This window comes from Flavobacterium sp. ST-158 (assembly GCF_058309975.1).
The window spans coordinates 33294-50785 of the sequence record NZ_JBZEEN010000014.1; the positions used below are offsets into that span (position 1 = coordinate 33294).

17 protein-coding genes are annotated in these 17492 nt (G+C 34.2%); 5 read left to right on the forward strand and 12 right to left on the reverse strand.

Annotated features, from left to right (window positions below; genetic code table 11):
• Positions 1-34: 34 nt before the first annotated feature.
• From AC4FRF_RS16335 to AC4FRF_RS16350, 4 genes are read right to left on the reverse strand one after another with little or no spacing between them, the layout of a single operon-like run.
• Positions 35-1102: an efflux RND transporter periplasmic adaptor subunit gene (locus tag AC4FRF_RS16335; RefSeq protein ID WP_491161155.1), complete on the reverse strand. Its 1068-nt coding sequence runs from the start codon at positions 1100-1102 to the stop codon at positions 35-37.
• A gap of 1 nt (position 1103) precedes the next feature.
• Entirely contained in the window at positions 1104-2444 is a 1341-nt protein-coding gene (locus AC4FRF_RS16340) for a TolC family protein (RefSeq protein WP_491161157.1), read from the reverse strand.
• The gene (locus AC4FRF_RS16345) at positions 2444-3043 is read right to left on the reverse strand and encodes a TetR/AcrR family transcriptional regulator (RefSeq protein ID WP_491161160.1); all 600 of its coding nucleotides are present in this window, start codon (positions 3041-3043) and stop codon (positions 2444-2446) included. Before AC4FRF_RS16345 ends, AC4FRF_RS16340 begins: the two co-directional genes overlap by 1 nt.
• A gap of 32 nt (positions 3044-3075) precedes the next feature.
• Entirely contained in the window at positions 3076-3597 is a 522-nt protein-coding gene (locus tag AC4FRF_RS16350) for a YceI family protein (protein WP_491161162.1), read from the reverse strand.
• A gap of 175 nt (positions 3598-3772) precedes the next feature.
• On the opposite strand from AC4FRF_RS16350, the gene AC4FRF_RS16355 reads away from it, so the two are divergent.
• Positions 3773-4747: a polyprenyl synthetase family protein gene (locus AC4FRF_RS16355; protein WP_491161164.1), complete on the forward strand. Its 975-nt coding sequence runs from the start codon at positions 3773-3775 to the stop codon at positions 4745-4747.
• Positions 4748-4847: 100 nt separating this feature from the next.
• Positions 4848-5201: a hypothetical protein gene (locus AC4FRF_RS16360; RefSeq protein WP_491161166.1), complete on the forward strand. Its 354-nt coding sequence runs from the start codon at positions 4848-4850 to the stop codon at positions 5199-5201.
• A 13-nt stretch (positions 5202-5214) separates the two neighbouring features.
• Here AC4FRF_RS16360 and AC4FRF_RS16365 read toward each other — a convergent pair whose 3' ends face one another.
• Together AC4FRF_RS16365 and AC4FRF_RS16370 are read right to left on the reverse strand one after the other, a co-directional pair.
• Entirely contained in the window at positions 5215-5841 is a 627-nt protein-coding gene (locus AC4FRF_RS16365; RefSeq protein WP_491161168.1) for a hypothetical protein, read from the reverse strand.
• Between the two features lie 67 nt (positions 5842-5908).
• Positions 5909-6454 (reverse strand): hypothetical protein, encoded by a 546-nt coding sequence (locus tag AC4FRF_RS16370; protein ID WP_491161171.1) that lies wholly within the window; start codon positions 6452-6454, stop codon positions 5909-5911.
• Positions 6455-6570: 116 nt separating this feature from the next.
• On the opposite strand from AC4FRF_RS16370, the gene AC4FRF_RS16375 reads away from it, so the two are divergent.
• From AC4FRF_RS16375 to AC4FRF_RS16385, 3 genes are all read left to right on the forward strand, one after another.
• Entirely contained in the window at positions 6571-9366 is a 2796-nt protein-coding gene (locus AC4FRF_RS16375; protein ID WP_491161173.1) for a 2-oxoglutarate dehydrogenase E1 component, read from the forward strand.
• A gap of 190 nt (positions 9367-9556) precedes the next feature.
• Positions 9557-10780, forward strand: a complete 1224-nt coding sequence (gene odhB / locus AC4FRF_RS16380; RefSeq protein WP_491161175.1) for a 2-oxoglutarate dehydrogenase complex dihydrolipoyllysine-residue succinyltransferase — start codon at positions 9557-9559, stop codon at positions 10778-10780.
• 122 nt (positions 10781-10902) lie between these two features.
• Positions 10903-11682: a ThuA domain-containing protein gene (locus tag AC4FRF_RS16385; RefSeq protein ID WP_491161177.1), complete on the forward strand. Its 780-nt coding sequence runs from the start codon at positions 10903-10905 to the stop codon at positions 11680-11682.
• Positions 11683-11755: 73 nt separating this feature from the next.
• On the opposite strand, the gene AC4FRF_RS16390 is transcribed toward AC4FRF_RS16385, so the two are convergent.
• The 6 genes from AC4FRF_RS16390 to urtA form a co-directional block, all read right to left on the reverse strand.
• Entirely contained in the window at positions 11756-12454 is a 699-nt protein-coding gene (locus AC4FRF_RS16390) for an ATP-binding cassette domain-containing protein (protein ID WP_491161179.1), read from the reverse strand.
• A 49-nt stretch (positions 12455-12503) separates the two neighbouring features.
• Positions 12504-13274 carry an ATP-binding cassette domain-containing protein gene (locus tag AC4FRF_RS16395; protein ID WP_491161182.1) on the reverse strand — a complete coding sequence of 257 codons (771 nt, stop codon included), beginning with the start codon at positions 13272-13274 and terminating at the stop codon, positions 12504-12506.
• Positions 13267-14298, reverse strand: coding sequence for an urea ABC transporter permease subunit UrtC (gene urtC, locus AC4FRF_RS16400; protein WP_491161184.1), 1032 nt, complete (start codon positions 14296-14298; stop codon positions 13267-13269). Before urtC ends, AC4FRF_RS16395 begins: the two co-directional genes overlap by 8 nt.
• Positions 14299-14316: 18 nt before the next feature.
• Entirely contained in the window at positions 14317-15210 is an 894-nt protein-coding gene (urtB, locus tag AC4FRF_RS16405) for an urea ABC transporter permease subunit UrtB (RefSeq protein ID WP_491161187.1), read from the reverse strand.
• A gap of 78 nt (positions 15211-15288) precedes the next feature.
• Positions 15289-16062: a hypothetical protein gene (locus AC4FRF_RS16410; RefSeq protein WP_491161189.1), complete on the reverse strand. Its 774-nt coding sequence runs from the start codon at positions 16060-16062 to the stop codon at positions 15289-15291.
• Positions 16063-16101: 39 nt separating this feature from the next.
• Positions 16102-17316, reverse strand: a complete 1215-nt coding sequence (urtA, locus tag AC4FRF_RS16415) for an urea ABC transporter substrate-binding protein (RefSeq protein ID WP_491161191.1) — start codon at positions 17314-17316, stop codon at positions 16102-16104.
• Positions 17317-17492: the final 176 nt, after the last annotated feature.

Consider the following 17492-nt stretch of genomic DNA (forward strand, 5'->3'; position numbering starts at 1 on the left):
TCTAAGGACTAAGTACTCCGTACTAAATGACTTTTTATTTAATAATTTCTATTGAATTACCGTCTTGTAAGTTGATTTGTCCTGTTGTAATTACAGTTTCTCCATCAGCTAATCCATCTAAAATTTCAACCATATCACCTAAAATTCTTCCGGCAGTAACTTTTTTCAGTTTAGCAATTCCGTTTTCAGCTACAAAAACCTGGTTGCTGCTTACACTACCTACGAATGCAGTTCTTGGAATCACAGTCATGCTTTGTTGTTGTTGACCCGATTTAAATTGAGCCGTTCCATACATACCCGCTTTTAAATCATTTGAGCTATTGTTGTTGATTTCAATTTCAACCGGAAAGTTTAGACTGGTATCAGCTTTAGAAGCTATGAATGTGATTTTTCCTGAAAATTCTTTATCTGGGTATACACTTGATTTTACAGCAACTGTATTGCCTACTTTTAATTGTGCTACCTGTCCTTCAGTAACAGTAACATTCAATTTCAATTTACTTACATTAACAATGTCAAATAATGAAGTAGCTGGCATAGCCATGATGATTGTTCCTGGCTCAATATATTTTTTATTGATAAATCCGTTTATTGGCGCTTTGATTCTGGTGTCGCCTACATTGATTTTTGCCTGTTTGTAATTGGCTTCGGCATTACTCAAAGCTACTTTTGCCTGATCCAATTGTTGCTTAGTTACACCACCTGTTTTAAATGCGTTGTCAAAACGGCTGTAATCTGCTTTAGCATTTTGATAAACAGCTTCTGCAGCCTGAGCATCAGCATTAATGGCATCGCCTCTTAATACTGCTAATGTTTGTCCTTTTGTTACATAATCACCTTCTTTTACCAGAATTTGCACTACTTTACCAGTCTTTTCAGAGGTAAGTGTTAATTCCTGAATAGGTTCAAAAAGACCGTTAGCAACAAAATCTAATGCTATTTGTTCATTTTTTACGGTTGCAACTTTTACAGAAACAGCTGCGTTTTTTTCAGCAACAATTGCAATTTTTTCTTCGTTTGCTTGTTTGTTCTTTGTTAAAATAAATCCTATTAGAGCCAGAGCAGCTATAATGATGACAACTGTAGTTAGTATTCTTTTCATATTAGTTATTTATAAGAGTTTTTAGTTCGCCTTTTGATTTTATAAGTTTGATTTCTGCCAGTTTGTAATCTAAAACTGCGGCAGTATAATTGTTCTGAGCTTCGATAGAAGCATTTTCAGCATCAAGTAAATCGGTTAATGATGCTAAGCCTTGTAAATAATTGTTATTGATGTTTTTCAAAATTTCATCAGCTAATAGCATATTCTCTTTTTGGTTCTGAATAGTGATAATGCTGTTTTCTATTTGGGTTTTCGCATTTTTATAATCCAGATCTAATGCTAGTTGGGTGTCTTTAATGTCTTCCTGAATTGTTCTTAATTGGACATCGGCCTGTCTTACTTTGGCTCTTGTTCCAAAACCTGTAAAAAGAGGAACTTTTAAATTTAATCCAATGGATGAGAAATCAGACCAATAAACACCATCGCTAGGTTTTTTAAACCAAGGCATTTCAGGTCCTTGTCCGATGTAATTGTAGCTGGCAGAAAGTGAAAGGGTAGGGTAATAACCCGCAATCACTGATTTTTTTTGTAAAACCAATAATTCTTCCTGTTTTTTCAGCAATAAATATTCGGAACGATTGTTTGTGCTAGGAGCTTCGGAAATAGCTGCAGGAGTTACTTCAAATTCTTTTTGAGGAATTTCAATTTGAGTGTCCATCGACATACCTATGTAAAATTTCAAAGCATTTTCCTGTAATTGCAATGCATTTGTAACTTGTTGTTTTTGAGTATTAATATTTGATAAATTTACACTCATTCTGTCTAAATCAATTTTTTTAGCTAGACCATTGTCATATTGTCCTTTAACAATATCTCGAACCTTAGTTGTTGTTTTTAAATTAGTTTCCACTAGGGCTAATTTTTGGCGAAGGACATATACCTGATAGTAATTGTTGGCTACGTTTTCAATCACTTGTTCTTCGGTCAATTGATTGTTGATTTGGTAAAATTCACGTGTTGTTCTTGCTGCTTTTAAACCTGTAAAAACCGACTGATCAAATAAGTTTTGTGTTAAACTAACTCCTGCTGTTGAATTCCATTTTTGTCCTAATGGTGCTAAAATTGTTGTTCCTGGAGCGCCAAAAAAGTCTCCGGGTAAAGCATTTAGCTGCAAAATAGGGTTGTAGTTCAGGTTTCCGTTTGCTGTAATTTGAGGTAAAGCTCTGGAACGAACTTCCTGAATTTGGTACTCGCTGTTTTCAACTTTTAACTGTGCTTTTTTAGCATCGGCTTTGTTTTCAAGAGCATACTTGATCGCATCTTTAAGAGTCAGCGTTGTTTTTTCTTGGGCATTTGTAAGGCTTACAAATGATAGAAATGTTAGTATTAGTAATTGCTTCATTATGTAGTTATATTTAGTAAATTTTTTTCTAATTCGATAATTCCTGCTGCTGTTGCCATAGCTCTTGTATGGTATTCCAGCGCTTCTAGTTCTATTCTTTTAGCTTCTTTTTCTGAACTGGTGTTTTCATTAATATGGAAAATTAAGATGTAATAAAATTTTACATAGGTTTCGATGTCAAGGTCTTTTCTATACAAACCTTCGGCAATTCCTTTTTCTATGTTTTGTCTAAAACAATTCTCACATTCTTTGACTTCCTGTTCTAATACTCTTTGATAGATTTCAGGATAATGTTTTTTTAATTGATAAATTGGAGAGGAATCAGCACCATTGTTAAATAATTCTCCAAAAGTTTTTCGAATTTCAAAGTTCTCTTGGATAGCATTGTAGTTTTTAGCTACAATCGAATCGATTAATGTGTGTACTTGTTTGTGTACTAGTTCAGTGCTTTCTTGTATTAAAACCTCTTTGTTGCAAAAATATTTGTAAATGGTTTTTTTAGAAATACACATTTCTCCAGCTATATCATCCATCGTGATGCTTTTAAAACCAAGTTTTAAAAACATCTCACTCGCTTTAGCAATAATTTTGTCTTTCATTTTATTTTTTGAATCCTGATACGATTGTTTTTTTAAATATTAAATTCCACATTTGCAACTAGTTTAATGTCTTGTCCAGTTGTTAAACCGTTATTGGTTTGAAAAGAATTATAGGCAAGACCAAAATCCTTTCGGTTAATGTCGGCAGTGAGTTCAAAAGCTAGTTTTTTTTCTCCGTCTAGATAGTCGCTTTCAATAAGTTCTACATCTAGTTCAACTGATTTGGTAACATCTTTAATGGTTAAATCTCCTTTTAAGAAATTGATGTTTTTGTTGATTTTTTGAAAAGATGTCGATTTAAAACTGATTGTTGGATATTGATTAACATCAAAAAAATCATTCAGTTTTAAGTAATTGCTAATCTGTTCTAGTTTTGATTCTCTGTTTTTAACATCTAAAGAAAATGCTATTGTAGCATCTTCAATTTCATTGTCATTAAAATCGACATGACCCTGAAAACTGTTGAAACTTCCTCCTAAATAAGCTATTATTGAATGTCTCATTCGGATTAATACGTCCGATTGGTTCGAATTAACTTTCCATTTGGTTTTCATAAGCTTTTTGTTTTAAGTGCTTCGGAATTTAATTGTTAAATTCTGTGCAAATATAGAAAGGAAACTTTAAACACCAAAATAGTTTCCAGTGTATTTATGATAATTTAACATTTCAATGATAAACGAAGTTTGTATTCCAATGCGAATGCTGTAAATTAGCCCGAAAATTAAGTTTATGCACGCCATTAGTCAATATCAAGAGTTTATTGCCGAATACCTTCAGTCGCAATTAGAAATAAAAGAGCCAAGAAATTTATACGAACCTATACATTATATATTAGGTCTTGGCGGAAAAAGGATTCGTCCAGTATTGACATTGATGAGTGCGGAGGTTTTTGATGTTTCCTATGAAAAAGCATTACCAGCGGCTTTAGCTGTTGAGGTTTTTCATAATTTTTCATTAGTACATGATGATATTATGGATGATGCGCCTTTGCGAAGAGGGAATACCACGGTGCATGAAAAATGGGATATCAATACTGGAATACTTTCAGGCGATGCGATGTTGATTTTAGCGTATCAATATTTTGAAAAATACGATGCTGTTATTTTTAGAGATTTGGCTAAATTGTTTAGTAAGACGGCGCTTGAAGTTTGCGAAGGACAGCAATGGGATGTTGATTTTGAAGTACGTCAGGATGTAACAATTCCGGAATACTTAAAAATGATTGAGTATAAAACGGCGGTTTTGGTTGCTGCTGCTATGAAAATGGGAGCTATTATTGCTGAAACTTCTGTTGAGAATGCAAATTTAATTTATGATTTTGGGTTAAATTTAGGTTTGGCTTTTCAATTGCAAGACGATTATTTAGATGCTTTTGGCGATCCTAAAACCTTTGGAAAACAAGTTGGAGGAGATATTATTGAAAATAAAAAAACCTATTTGTATCTCAAAGCGATAGAGTTTGTAAATGAAATTGATAGACAGGAATTGCTTGAGTTGTTTTCTATTCAAATGGTTGAAAACGAAGCTAAAATTGCTCAGGTAAAAGAGATATTTTTAAATTCAGGTGCGGCAAAAGCAACTCAAAAAGCGATTGAAGCATATACTTTTAAAGCCTTTGAGTTGTTAAATCAAATGGATATTGCTGAAGAAAAAAGGCAAATTTTAAAAGTCTTTGGTGAAGGTTTGATGGGTAGAAAAGTCTAAAAAATAGCAAAAGCAATTGCAATAATCAATTTCAATAATGCTGTTGAATATTGATTACCATTGTAATTGAACTTTGATATTGGTATTAAAATTGAAAACTATGTTTGTAGCTCCAGTGAATTCCGAGGTGTTGTTTGTAGAAGCAGAAAAAGAAAATTTGTATCTTAAGTTAGTAGAGCAATTAAACAAAGATTTTAATTTGGCTAACGAAGGAGTTGATTTTCCGATGAGTATTTCTTCTGATGAATTAAAGATTCAATTGCATGAAAAAATCTACCGATTGATTCAGTATAAATTTGCTGAATACTTGAATCTTCTTTATGTAATTGATGTTTCGGAAGAGGAAGTTAAAAAATTGGATGGTTCTGATTTGGTTGTTTTGGCGGAACAAGTTGCTTTTTTAATTTTAAAAAGAGAATGGCAAAAAGTGTGGTTTAGGAATAAGTTTAAGTAAGGTTTTTGAGTGACTAAGCTTCTAAGTTACTAAGTTTTTTTTGGTTTCTAATTTTGTTTATTTCTTCTTTTAATTCCTGAAGATCAGAACTGCTTTTTTCTCCAAGAACATAAGTCATTTCATCAAAATCAATTTTCTTCTTTAAATAATATTCGATTAGTATGGGTTTTATTTTTTGAAAATCATTAGAGTTTATTAGTTCGAAAAAGACTTTTATAGGTTCTTTTGATTTGAGAAAAATAACTAGATAATTGTTGGTTCCGTTGGATAGAGCCGGGCCAACATTTTCTTTAAAATAATTAATTGATTTCCCAATGTAATCATCATTTGAAATCTTGATTTTGTTAATTTCATCTAATAGGTAATGTTTGTTTTCTATGATTATTGAATCTTTTTCGAAAATTAAATCTCCTTCTAAAGTTCCTCTTAGAGGTTCTATTTCTGTAAAACCTTTAATTTTCAAAAAAAAACCTATTCCTATTGCGATAAATCCGGTCCATAAAAATAAAGGACTAATTGGTTCGTAAATCTTTTTTGCAACAAAGCCTGCTCCTAAAAGTGAAAACAAAGTGCAATAATATATTTTGTTTGTACTCCAATAAAAATTTTTAGATTTTTTGAAAATGGCAAATTTATTCATGATTTTGCTAGATCGTTATCTTTAAAATAAGTTTTAACTTAGAAACTCAGTGTCTCAGCAACTTTGATCAAAAGTAAAACCGCACAAAAGGCATAAAGGCATCGCTGTAAGCGCCTTGGTCTTCTTTGTATAAAACATTATAGCGAGCGCCAATAGTTACATTACCATTTCGGTAACCAGCTCCTAAAAAAAGACCTGTATTCCAAAAATTATTACTAAAATTATTAGTGCCTACTCCTTTTACGTTAACTCTTAGTTGTTCTAATTCGGCTGAAAGTTGGATTTCAGGTAATGGATTGAAAAGTGTAATTAAGCTTCCTCCGTATAAATTAGAATTGTAGGCATCTTTTTGTTTTACATAAGTATATTGAGCACCAAGACCTACGGCAAAATATTCATTGACATTGTATATAGCACTTGGAGCAACTGAAATGTCAGTATATCTGTTGCCAAAACTTAGTCCTAATCCGCCTCCAAATTGTACTTTTTGCCAGAAATCACTGTTTGATTTAAAGTTTGAATTTTGATATTGAGCCGATAAATGTGCCGAGATAAATACTATTAAGGCGGTCAAAATCCATTTTGCAACTGCCAACTCAGGTTTTTTTGTCATAAGTATTTAGGTATTTAACATTTTAACACTTAAAAGTGTTTTAATTTTCAAGTAAATTTAGTTGATTATTGTACTTTTGCCAAACTATTTTAACAAAAAGTATATTCACTAATATTATGGATAGGTTTTCATTTTTAAATGCAGCGCATACCGAATTTTTCGCTCAATTATACGATCAATATTTAGAAAATCCAGATAGCGTAGAGCCTAGCTGGAGAAGTTTTTTTCAAGGTTTCGATTTTGGAATGGAAACTTACAATGAGGAAAATCCAATTCAATACACTAAAGAAGTAACTTCTACTCCGGTTTCTTCTGTATCTTCAGTTTCTGCAGATACTAGTAAGTTGTCTGAGCAACTTCACAAAGAATTTAAAGTTGTAAAATTGATTGACGGATACCGCTCCAGAGGGCATTTGTTTACGAAAACAAACCCAGTTAGAGAGCGTAGAACTTTTTCTCCAAGTTTAGATATTGAGAATTTTGGTCTTTCTTCAGCTGATTTAAATACAACTTTTGATGCGGCTAAAATATTAGGTTTACAACCTTCTACTTTAACTCAAATCATCAATCATTTAAATACAGTTTATTGTCAACATATTGGTATCGAATACATGTATATTCGTAGACCAGAAATTGTAGAATGGATTCAAGATAGACTGAACGTGAATGAAAATCGTCCTACTTTTTCATCAGATGAGAAAAAAGGGATTTTGAATAAATTAAACCAAGCGGTTTCTTTCGAGAACTTCTTGCATACTAAATATGTAGGTCAAAAACGTTTCTCACTTGAAGGAGGAGAAACTATCATTCCGGCTTTAGATGCTTTAATCGAAAGAGCTGCCGAAAAAGGAGTAGAGCAATTCGTAATGGGAATGGCTCACCGTGGTCGTTTGAACGTTTTGGCTAATATTTTTGGCAAATCTACTCAAGATATCTTTAGCGAATTTGACGGAAAAGACTACGATCAAGAGTATTTTGACGGTGACGTAAAATACCACTTAGGTCTTACGGCTGATAAAATCACTAAATCGGGCAAAAAAATCAACATCAATTTAGCTCCAAACCCTTCGCATCTTGAAACGGTAGGAGCAGTTATTGAAGGAATTACTAGAGCAAAACAGGATAAATATTTTGCAGATAATTTCTCTAAAGTATTGCCTATCGCTGTTCACGGTGATGCTGCTATTGCAGGACAAGGTATTCTTTATGAAATCATCCAAATGGCACAATTAGATGGTTATAAAACAGGAGGAACAATCCACATTGTAATCAATAACCAGGTTGGATTTACGACCAACTACTTAGATGCTCGTTCTTCTACTTATTGTACAGATGTGGCTAAAGTAACTTTGTCTCCAGTATTACATGTAAATGCTGATGATGCAGAATCTGTAGTTCATGCTATGCAATTTGCATTGGATTTCCGTATGCAGTTTGGACGTGATGTATTTATTGATTTATTAGGATATAGAAAATACGGTCATAACGAAGGAGATGAGCCTCGTTTTACACAGCCATTATTATATAAAATTATTGCTAAGCACAGAAATCCAAGGGATATTTATGCTGAGAAATTATTGTCTGAAGGAGTAATCGATACTAATTTGGTTAAAACTTTAGAAAAAGAATACAAAGACGATTTGGATCATAATTTAGAGGCGTCTCGCAAAAAAGATCTAACTATCATCACTCCATTTATGCAAAACGAATGGAAAGGATTTGAACAGGTTTCTGATGATGTAATGTTGCAAAAAGTGACTACCGCTGTTGACAAATCTACTTTAGATTCAATCATCGATACTGTATCTAGTTTGCCTTCTGATAAAAAGTTCATTAACAAAATTAGAAAAATTGTTACGGATAGAAAAACAGGATACGATAATAATACTATCGATTGGGGTACGGCCGAAACCTTGGCTTATGGTACTTTGTTGACTGAAGGTTTTGATATTCGTATCTCAGGTCAGGATGTAGAGCGTGGGACTTTCTCTCACCGTCATGCAGTAGTAAAAGTAGAAGATTCTGAAGAAGAAGTAGTTTTATTAGACCACATCGAAAACAAAAAAGGAAACTTCCGCATCTTCAACTCTTTCTTGTCTGAATACGGAGTTTTAGGATTTGATTATGGATATGCTTTGGCTAATCCAAACTCATTGACTATTTGGGAAGCACAATTTGGGGATTTCTCTAACGGAGCTCAAATCATGATTGACCAATACATTTCTTGTGGAGAAGACAAATGGAACAATCAAAACGGACTAGTAATGTTATTGCCTCACGGATACGAAGGGCAGGGAGCTGAACACTCTTCTGCACGTATGGAGCGTTATTTACAATTATGTGCCCGTCACAATATGTATGTAGCAGACTGTACTACGCCAGCTAACTTCTTCCATTTGTTGAGAAGACAAATGAAAACTAAATTCCGTAAGCCATTAGTTGTTTTCTCTCCAAAAAGTTTATTGCGTGACCCAAGATGTGTTTCTACAGTGGAAGAATTAGCTAATGGGCAGTTCCAGGAAACTATTGACGATACTACTGTAAACAAAGCCGATGTGAAAACATTAGTTTTCTGTACGGGTAAATTCTATTATGATATTGTTGCCGAAAGAGAAAATAACGGACGTAATGATGTAGCGGTGGTACGTATCGAGCAATTGTTCCCATTGCCAGTAGAGCAATTAAAAGCAATTATTGCTCAATATCCAAATGCGGATGATTATGTTTGGGCACAGGAAGAACCTAAAAACATGGGAGCTTACACGTATATGTTGGCTAACTTTGATTTGGTTAAATGGAGATTAGCTTCGTTAAAAGCATACTCGGCACCAGCTGCAGGAAGTTATACGAGAGCAAAACGCCGTCATGCGGATGCTATCAGAATGGTATTTGATAAAAATTTATTTAGATAGTCATTGCGAAGAATGAAGCAATCTCATTAAAATATTTTTTTTCAGAAGCTATTTCCTGCTGTCCGCTGTATCTTTTTCTTTTTATAGAAAAAAAGAAAAAGGATGCCGCTACCATCAGGGCTAGAAACAAACACAAAAGAATAACGATTCATAATTAAAAAATAAAATTCATAATTTAAAATATTAGGACATGATTTTAGAAATGAAAGTTCCATCACCAGGGGAATCTATTAAAGAAGTTGAAATCGCCACTTGGTTAGTAAAAGATGGGGATTATGTTGAAAAAGATCAAGCAATTGCTGAAGTAGATTCAGACAAAGCTACATTAGAATTACCAGCTGAAGCGAGTGGTATTATTACCTTAAAAGCAGAAGAAGGTGATGCAGTAGCAGTAGGAGCAGTAGTTTGCCATATTGATACTGCAGCGGCTAAACCAGAAGGATCAGCACCGGCAGCAGCGGCTCCAGTAGCCGAAGCACCAAAAGCAGCACCTGCACCTGCACCAGCGGCTCCGGCAGCACCAGCAGCTACTTATGCAACCGGAACTCCATCTCCGGCAGCTAAAAAAATATTAGACGAAAAAAATATCGAGCCTGCTTCAGTTACCGGAACTGGAAAAGGAGGAAGAATAACTAAAGATGATGCCGTAAATGCAGTACCGTCAATGGGAACTCCTACAGGAGGAAACCGTGGTGCTGAGCGTACAAAATTATCCATGTTGCGTCGTAAAGTAGCCGAAAGATTAGTGGCTGCTAAAAACGAAACAGCTATGTTGACTACTTTCAACGAAGTAAACATGACACCAATTAATCAATTGCGTAATGAATACAAAGATGCTTTTAAAGCAAAACACGGTGGTGTTGGTTTAGGATATATGTCATTCTTTACAAAAGCGGTTACAAGAGCTTTAGAGTTGTTCCCTGATGTAAACTCAATGATGGACGGTGATTATAAGGTAGCTTATGATTTTGCTGATATCTCTATCGCAGTTTCCGGTCCTAAAGGATTAATGGTTCCTGTAGTTCGTAATGCTGAAAACTTGACATTCCGTGGAATTGAGGCTGAAATCAAAAGATTAGCTATCAAAGCACGTGACGGTCAAATTACTGTTGACGATATGACTGGTGGTACTTTTACAATCACTAACGGTGGTGTATTTGGTTCTATGTTGTCTACTCCAATTATCAACCCTCCGCAATCAGGAATTTTAGGAATGCACAACATTATTGAGCGTCCAATTGCGGTAAACGGTAAGGTTGAAATTCACCCAATGATGTATGTGGCTTTATCTTATGACCACAGAATTATTGATGGACGTGAGTCTGTTGGCTTTTTAGTTGCTGTAAAAGAAGCTTTAGAAAACCCGGTAGAATTGCTTTGCGGTGGAAATCCTAAAAAAGCATTTGAATTGTAATTCGAAAATGTCATTCTGAGCGAAAGCAAAGAATTTATTTATAAAATCCCAAATTCCTCCCGATACTTCGGGATTGGAGTTTGGGATTTTCTTTTTATATTCGGGAAATAAATTGAGGAATTATGAAAATCAAATTACTGCTGCTTACTATTATTTTTGGCTTAGGTTCTGTATTTGCTAATCCACCTGCTAAAAAACGCATTTTGGTGTATACCAAAAACGGAAAAGGCTATGTGCATAAAAACATTGCCTCAAGTGTGGAAGCCTGGAAAAAAATTGGCGAAGCAAATAATTTAATTGTTGATGTTTCTGATAATCCGGAGGTGATGAATACCGAAAATCTGGCTAGATACAGCTGTCTGGTTTTCTCTAATACCTGTAATGACATCTTTGATACAGAAGAGCAAAAACAAGCATTAGTAGATTATATTCATGCTGGTGGTGCTTATGTGGGAATTCACAGTGCATCAGATTCTGAAAAAGACTGGTCTTGGTATGCTCAAATGGTGGGAGGGAAGTTTAAAAGACATCCGGCTTTTCAAGAATTTGAAATAAAAGTGATTGATAAAAATCATCCAGCTACTTCAATGTTAGGAGAAAAATGGACAAAAGAAGATGAGTGTTATTATATGAACGAATTCAATCCTAACAACCATGTTCTTTTAGCTGCCGATATGCGAACCGTAAAAGACAACGAGAAAGAAGCTTATCCAGGACGTACTTTTGGGGATTATTTACCTTTGGCCTGGTGTCATGAGTTTGAGGGAGGCAGAGTGTTTTATACCGCTTTAGGTCACGATAGTAAAGATTATGTTGATCCCGTGTTTTTAAAACATCTTGAAGGTGGACTTCTGTGGGCTTTGGGTAAGAATTCAAAAGAGTCTCATTTGAAGAAAAAATAAAATAAATAGAGCATACAAAAAAGCCTTCTTTTTAAACTGAAAGAAGGCTTTGCTTTTATGTTTTAACGTTCAATTATAGTTTGATACTCTCTATAATTGACGTTTTATTTTCATTAGTAATGACACCGCCTTTAGTTATTTGACCTCCTTGAAGGAAATAATAAGAGTTAGACAATTCGAGTGCAAAGCCTACAAATTGTTCTACTAAAAGAACTGTTACATTAAGCTCTGTGGTAATTTTGGTTAATATTCGACCTATTTCTTGAACTACGTTAGGTTGGATTCCTTCGGCAGGTTCGTCTAGTATAATCAATTTTGGGTCTATAACGAGCATTCTGGCAATGGCTAATTGTTGTTGTTGTCCACCGCTTAGCATTCCACCTTTTCGTTTGCTTATTCCTTTTAAATCAGGAAAATAATCATAGCCTACTTCAAGCGCTTTTTTTAAATTCATCTTTCGAACTTCGCAACCTAACAATAGATTTTCTTCTACTGATAAATACGGGAAGATCATTCGTCCTTGAGGAACATAACCAATTCCCATTTGGGATATGGTTTCTGAATCTAATTTAGAGATTTCTTGTTCGTCAAAAATAATTTCACCATTAGAAGAAGGTAGTAAGCCCATGATGGATTTTAACAGCGTTGTTTTTCCAGCTCCATTACTTCCAATAATAGAACAAACTTCATTTTTGGGTACTTTAATATTGATGTCGTGGATGGCAGCGGTTTCATCTGAATATCCTGCGGTCAAATTTTTTATTTCTAACATTGCTATTTAATTATAATGGTGTAAATTAAGGAAAGATACTAGATGTAATCTATTTTTGTCTTCCCAGATAAATTTCAATCACCTGTTGGTTGTTTACAATTTGATCAAAAGTACCTCGATCTATAATCATTCCTTCGTGCATAACAAGAACGGAAGTCGAAAAATTACTCACGAATTTCATGTCGTGTTCTACCACGAAAACAGTTCTTTCTTCGGCAATTTGAGTCAATAATTCGCCAGTTTTATCGCGTTCGTTTGGCGACATTCCAGCAATTGGTTCATCTACCAGTAATAATTCGGGTTGGTTGATGATAGACATGGCAATTTCTAGCCATTGTTTTTGTCCGTGAGATAAAGAACCGCTTATGGCATATTTGAATGCTAATAAGTTTAATTTTTCTAGAGTTTCATCAATAATGGCTTCTTGCTCTCCAGTAATTTTATAATTGAAAAGATACCAAATTGTTGGTTTTCCTGAAATTAAAGCCAATTTCATGTTTTCGTAAACCGTTTGTGTATTGAAAATAGTTGGGTTTTGAAACTTTCGACTAATTCCTAAATGCACAATTTTTTCGGGTTTCTTATTTTGGATTTCAGTGTCGAATTTATAAGTAATACTTCCTTTTGAGGTTTTTACACGTCCGCAAATGGCATCTAAAATTGTAGTTTTTCCCGCTCCATTAGGCCCAATTATAAATTGAACTCCTTTGTGCGGAAAATCAATTGTTATCTTATTTAATGCTTTGTACCCGTCAAAATCTACTTCAACATCACGTAAACTAATAATGGGATTTGGTACTAACTGATATAATTTACTCATTTTTAATTTTGTTTAATGCGTTGTTGAACCATTTTTTTTCTAATAAACTTCCAACAATTCCTTTAGGAACAATTATAGTGGCAGCTATAAATAAGAAACCATAAAAATACCACCAGTATTCTGGCATAGATTCTGAAAAACTGGTTTTAGCATAATTGATGACCAAAGCTCCAATGATGGGGCCTAATAACGTGGCTCTACCGCCAATAGCTACCCAAATCACAAATTCAGTTGACATTAAAATACTCATTATTGATGGAGATATGATGCCGACAATTGGTACAAATAAAGCACCTGCAACTCCTGCAATTGCTGCCGAGGTAGCAAGAGTAAGTATTTTGAAAGAATCTGTTTTATAGCCTAAAAAGCGAAGTCTTGTTTCCCTGTCTCTAATTGCTCGAATAATGATTCCACCATGTGTATTCAACATGAATTTGACAATAAAATAAATGGCAATTAAAATTAAAACGGCAATGATATATAATATTTTAATTAAATCGGGATCGCTCAAAGAATAGCCAAATAGTCCGTCAAAACCGGTAATACCATTTGAACCACCTGTAAATCCTTGTTGTCCCACAAAAAGGATAGACATAATTAATGTTATAGCCTGGCTAATAATTGTGAAATAAACGCCCTTAGTTCCTGATTTAAAAAGTGGAATACCTACTAATAAAGCTAATGTTACGGGTAGTATTACTACCATTGCTAATGCAAAGGGTAAATGCTGGAATGGTTTCCAAAACCAAGGTAATGTTTCTATGCCGGACCATTCCATGAAATCAGGAAGTGGTTGGGATTGAAGCTTTAAGTACATAGCCATGGAATAACCACCAAGGGCAAAATAAACGCCATGCCCTAAACTTAGAATTCCAGTGTATCCCCATAGTAAATTGATAGAGATGGCTACAATAGAAAAAACTAAAAATTTACTAAGTAATGAAAGACGGAAATCCGATAGTACAAAAATGGGAACAATTATGAGTATTGCAATTAATATTATATATATTATTTTTTGTTTCATTTTTTATAATTCAAAAGATTAATCAATAGTTCTGTCCTTCATAGGGGATAAGCCTTGAGGTTTGTATTGTAAGGTAACAAGAACCAAACATAAAATAATCACTTTTGCCATACTTGATGTAGTGAAACTTTCTATAAATGGACTGCTAATTCCAATTAATAAGGCTCCCAAAATAGAACCTCTTAAACCTCCAATTCCTCCTAAAATAACTACCAAAAAGGTATCGATAATGTAATTTTGACCTGTTGATGGGCCAATTGACCCTAACATTGAAATGCAAATTCCAGCAATTCCAGCCAGACCACAACCAAATGAAAAAGTAAATGAATCTGCTTTTTTTGTATTGATACCAATGCAGGCAGCCATAGGGCGGTTTTGCATTACCGATTGTAGAATCCTTCCTTTTGGAGTTTTATACATGAAATAATAGACAAAAAGACAAACCAAAATAGAAATCAAAATAATTAAAATTCTATTGTAGGGTAAAGTAATGTCTTCTGAAATTTTCCATCCGTTATTGAGAATTTTAGGCATAGGAGCATTCACATTATTGGAACCAAAAATGTTTCGTGCAACTTGTTGTAAAATTAAACTAACACCCCAAGTAGCGAGAATGCTGTCTAAGGGTCGGGTATATAATCGTTTTATAATGAATTTTTCGACCAGAAATCCGATTCCAAATGAAAGTATAAACGAAAGGAAAAATGCTATTATTAAGGTGAGCCATGTACCTTCGCCACCCATTACTAAGCTTACAATGTAAGTGCTGTAACAGCCTATCATTATAAATTCGCCATGTGCGAAATTGATGACTCCCATCATTCCAAAAACAATACTCAATCCAATTGCTGTAAGTAGAAGTATGGAACTTATACTTAATCCGTTAAATAAAAATGGTAGAAATTCTCCCATGACTTTTTTTGTATAAAATGCAAATAGATTACATGAATTAATTAACACTCATGTAATCTATAAGCTGAAAATTAATTTTTAAAATAAGGTAACGCCTAGTAAACCTGTCATTGTATGGTTTATTGGGCTGGCAACTGCACCTGCGCTTGCTTTGATGCTATAGCTGTCGGTAATTTTAATTGGTTTGCTAATGCTAATTCCAATTTCATTGAATCCTGCGTCTTTAGCATCTGCAACGGCTTTGTCTGTCCATTGCCAAAAAGTGGCGCCATTATCACTGTTTAGTGCAAAACCATAAGAGATATAAGGAGTAACAGTTACGTTGTTGTCCATGCTAAAGTCGTAAGAGGTTTTAAAATAAGTAGAATAGGTTTGAGATCCATCGCTATTTCTATCTCTTCCTCCAACTATAGTAGCAAGGAATAATTTCAGATTTGTTTTTGGAACTGCATATCCAATAGATAAGTCTAAAAAGTGTCTTGTTCCTTTTCCTAAGTGAAAATAATTGGCTTGTGTATGATTTCCGTATGCAGCATAACCTGGGGAGGCTGTATAGTCACTGTAATTAAACACATCCCATAAGGAAATTGTAAACCCGCCTTTACTATAAGAAATATAGGTATCAACGTCTTTCCAAATTCCTGCTAAGCCATATCCGTTCCAGGTACCTACTTCAAGTCCTTTGTATTTAAAACTAGCCTGAGCAGCAATTATTGGGTCTGGTCCTACTGCATAACCTCTCCAATACCATTGATTGTGTAGGGAAGCTGTGAAGTCAAATTCTCCTTTATCTTGGGCAAAAAAAACGGATGTGCATAAAAGAGCAACGAGTGTCAATAAAATTTTTTTCATAAATGGCTATTATTTGGGATTGTTATAAAATGGTTTTGGTTATTGGATGTTTCCTGGAGCAATTACTTTTTTGTTGGTAGCAATACTCGGGAATGGATCGGCTTTAATCATTTCTGGAGATTGGTACATGATATCAAATTGTCCTTTATCATTGGCTTTACCAATCATAAAGTTTTTAATAGTGTGATTTGTTACTGGGTCAATTGAAACTTTTCCTTCTGGAGCGTCAAAACTAACACCTCCAATTGCTTTTTGTACATCTGCTGGTTCAAATGAATTTGCTTTTTTAACTGCTTCGGCCCAAATATATACTCCAAAATATGCTGCCTCAATTGGATCATCAGTAACTTTGTCAGCACCGTATTTTGCTTGGTATGCTTTGATGAATTTTTCGTTAGCTTCACCTTTCATGCTCATAAAGTAATTCCAGGCAGTCAATTGATCTTTCATAATGTCAATTCCAATTCCTTTCAATTCTACTTCTGCAATAGAGAATGACATACAAGTTACTGCTGGAGCAACTAATCCGTTAGATTTCATTTGTTTAAAGAAACCAATGTTGCTGTCTCCGTTTATGGTATTTAATACGGCATCAGCACCAGAACTTTTTATTTTTTGAACAATAGATGTGAAATCAGTATGGCCTAGTGGAGCATATTCTTCACCTACCACTTCGTAACCTTCTAATTTTAATTTGGCTTTGATGATTTTATTGGCTGTTCTTGGGAAAACGTAATCAGAACCGACCAAGAAGAATTTTTTCTTTCCTTCTTTAATTAAGTAGTCAACAGCTGGAAGGATTTGTTGGTTAGGTGCTGCTCCAGTATAAATTACGTTTTTGGAAGCTTCCATTCCTTCATATTGTACTGGGTAGAATAATAAGTTGTTTTTAGATTCAAAAACAGGTAAAACCGCTTTTCTACTTGAGGAAGTCCAACATCCAAAAACTGCTTTTACATTATCTTGGTCAATTAATTTAGTTGCTTTTTCAGTAAATGTTGGCCAGTCAGATGCGCCATCTTCTACAATAGGTTCGATTTTTTTACCTAAAACCCCACCAGCGGCATTTATTTCTTCAATAGCTAAAAGAGTAGCATTTTTGCAATCTGTTTCGGAGATAGCCATTGTGCCTGATAAAGAATGTAAAACTCCTACTTTTACTGTTTCGCCGTCTTCTTTACCTTCAGTAGAGGTTGTTTTTTTGCATGATGCAAATAATGCTAAAGTTGTAAGTGCTAAGATGATTTTTTTCATAATGCTTTATTTTTATTTTTGGTTTCTACTGAGACAAAATTATGATTATTTTTGTAAGACCCCCTAAAAAATAGGGGGTATCATGTAAGAATTATTATATTTTAGATTTAATACCCCTATTTTTTTTGTATTTTCTTTTTAAAATTGATTTTTTAAGAAATAGGCATTTTAGGGTG

Excerpts from the sequence above, each read along its gene's own strand:
- AC4FRF_RS16335 (WP_491161155.1), bottom strand. The coding sequence starts at position 1,102 with ATGAAAAGAATACTAACTACAGTTGTCATCATTATAGCTGCTCTGGCT.
- AC4FRF_RS16340 (WP_491161157.1), bottom strand. The coding sequence starts at position 2,444 with ATGAAGCAATTACTAATACTAACATTTCTATCATTTGTAAGCCTTACA.
- AC4FRF_RS16345 (WP_491161160.1), bottom strand. The coding sequence starts at position 3,043 with ATGAAAGACAAAATTATTGCTAAAGCGAGTGAGATGTTTTTAAAACTT.
- AC4FRF_RS16350 (WP_491161162.1), bottom strand. The coding sequence starts at position 3,597 with ATGAAAACCAAATGGAAAGTTAATTCGAACCAATCGGACGTATTAATC.
- AC4FRF_RS16355 (WP_491161164.1), top strand. The coding sequence starts at position 3,773 with ATGCACGCCATTAGTCAATATCAAGAGTTTATTGCCGAATACCTTCAG.
- AC4FRF_RS16360 (WP_491161166.1), top strand. The coding sequence starts at position 4,848 with ATGTTTGTAGCTCCAGTGAATTCCGAGGTGTTGTTTGTAGAAGCAGAA.
- AC4FRF_RS16365 (WP_491161168.1), bottom strand. The coding sequence starts at position 5,841 with ATGAATAAATTTGCCATTTTCAAAAAATCTAAAAATTTTTATTGGAGT.
- AC4FRF_RS16370 (WP_491161171.1), bottom strand. The coding sequence starts at position 6,454 with ATGACAAAAAAACCTGAGTTGGCAGTTGCAAAATGGATTTTGACCGCC.
- AC4FRF_RS16375 (WP_491161173.1), top strand. The coding sequence starts at position 6,571 with ATGGATAGGTTTTCATTTTTAAATGCAGCGCATACCGAATTTTTCGCT.
- odhB (WP_491161175.1), top strand. The coding sequence starts at position 9,557 with ATGATTTTAGAAATGAAAGTTCCATCACCAGGGGAATCTATTAAAGAA.
- AC4FRF_RS16385 (WP_491161177.1), top strand. The coding sequence starts at position 10,903 with ATGAAAATCAAATTACTGCTGCTTACTATTATTTTTGGCTTAGGTTCT.
- AC4FRF_RS16390 (WP_491161179.1), bottom strand. The coding sequence starts at position 12,454 with ATGTTAGAAATAAAAAATTTGACCGCAGGATATTCAGATGAAACCGCT.
- AC4FRF_RS16395 (WP_491161182.1), bottom strand. The coding sequence starts at position 13,274 with ATGAGTAAATTATATCAGTTAGTACCAAATCCCATTATTAGTTTACGT.
- urtC (WP_491161184.1), bottom strand. The coding sequence starts at position 14,298 with ATGAAACAAAAAATAATATATATAATATTAATTGCAATACTCATAATT.
- urtB (WP_491161187.1), bottom strand. The coding sequence starts at position 15,210 with ATGGGAGAATTTCTACCATTTTTATTTAACGGATTAAGTATAAGTTCC.
- AC4FRF_RS16410 (WP_491161189.1), bottom strand. The coding sequence starts at position 16,062 with ATGAAAAAAATTTTATTGACACTCGTTGCTCTTTTATGCACATCCGTT.
- urtA (WP_491161191.1), bottom strand. The coding sequence starts at position 17,316 with ATGAAAAAAATCATCTTAGCACTTACAACTTTAGCATTATTTGCATCA.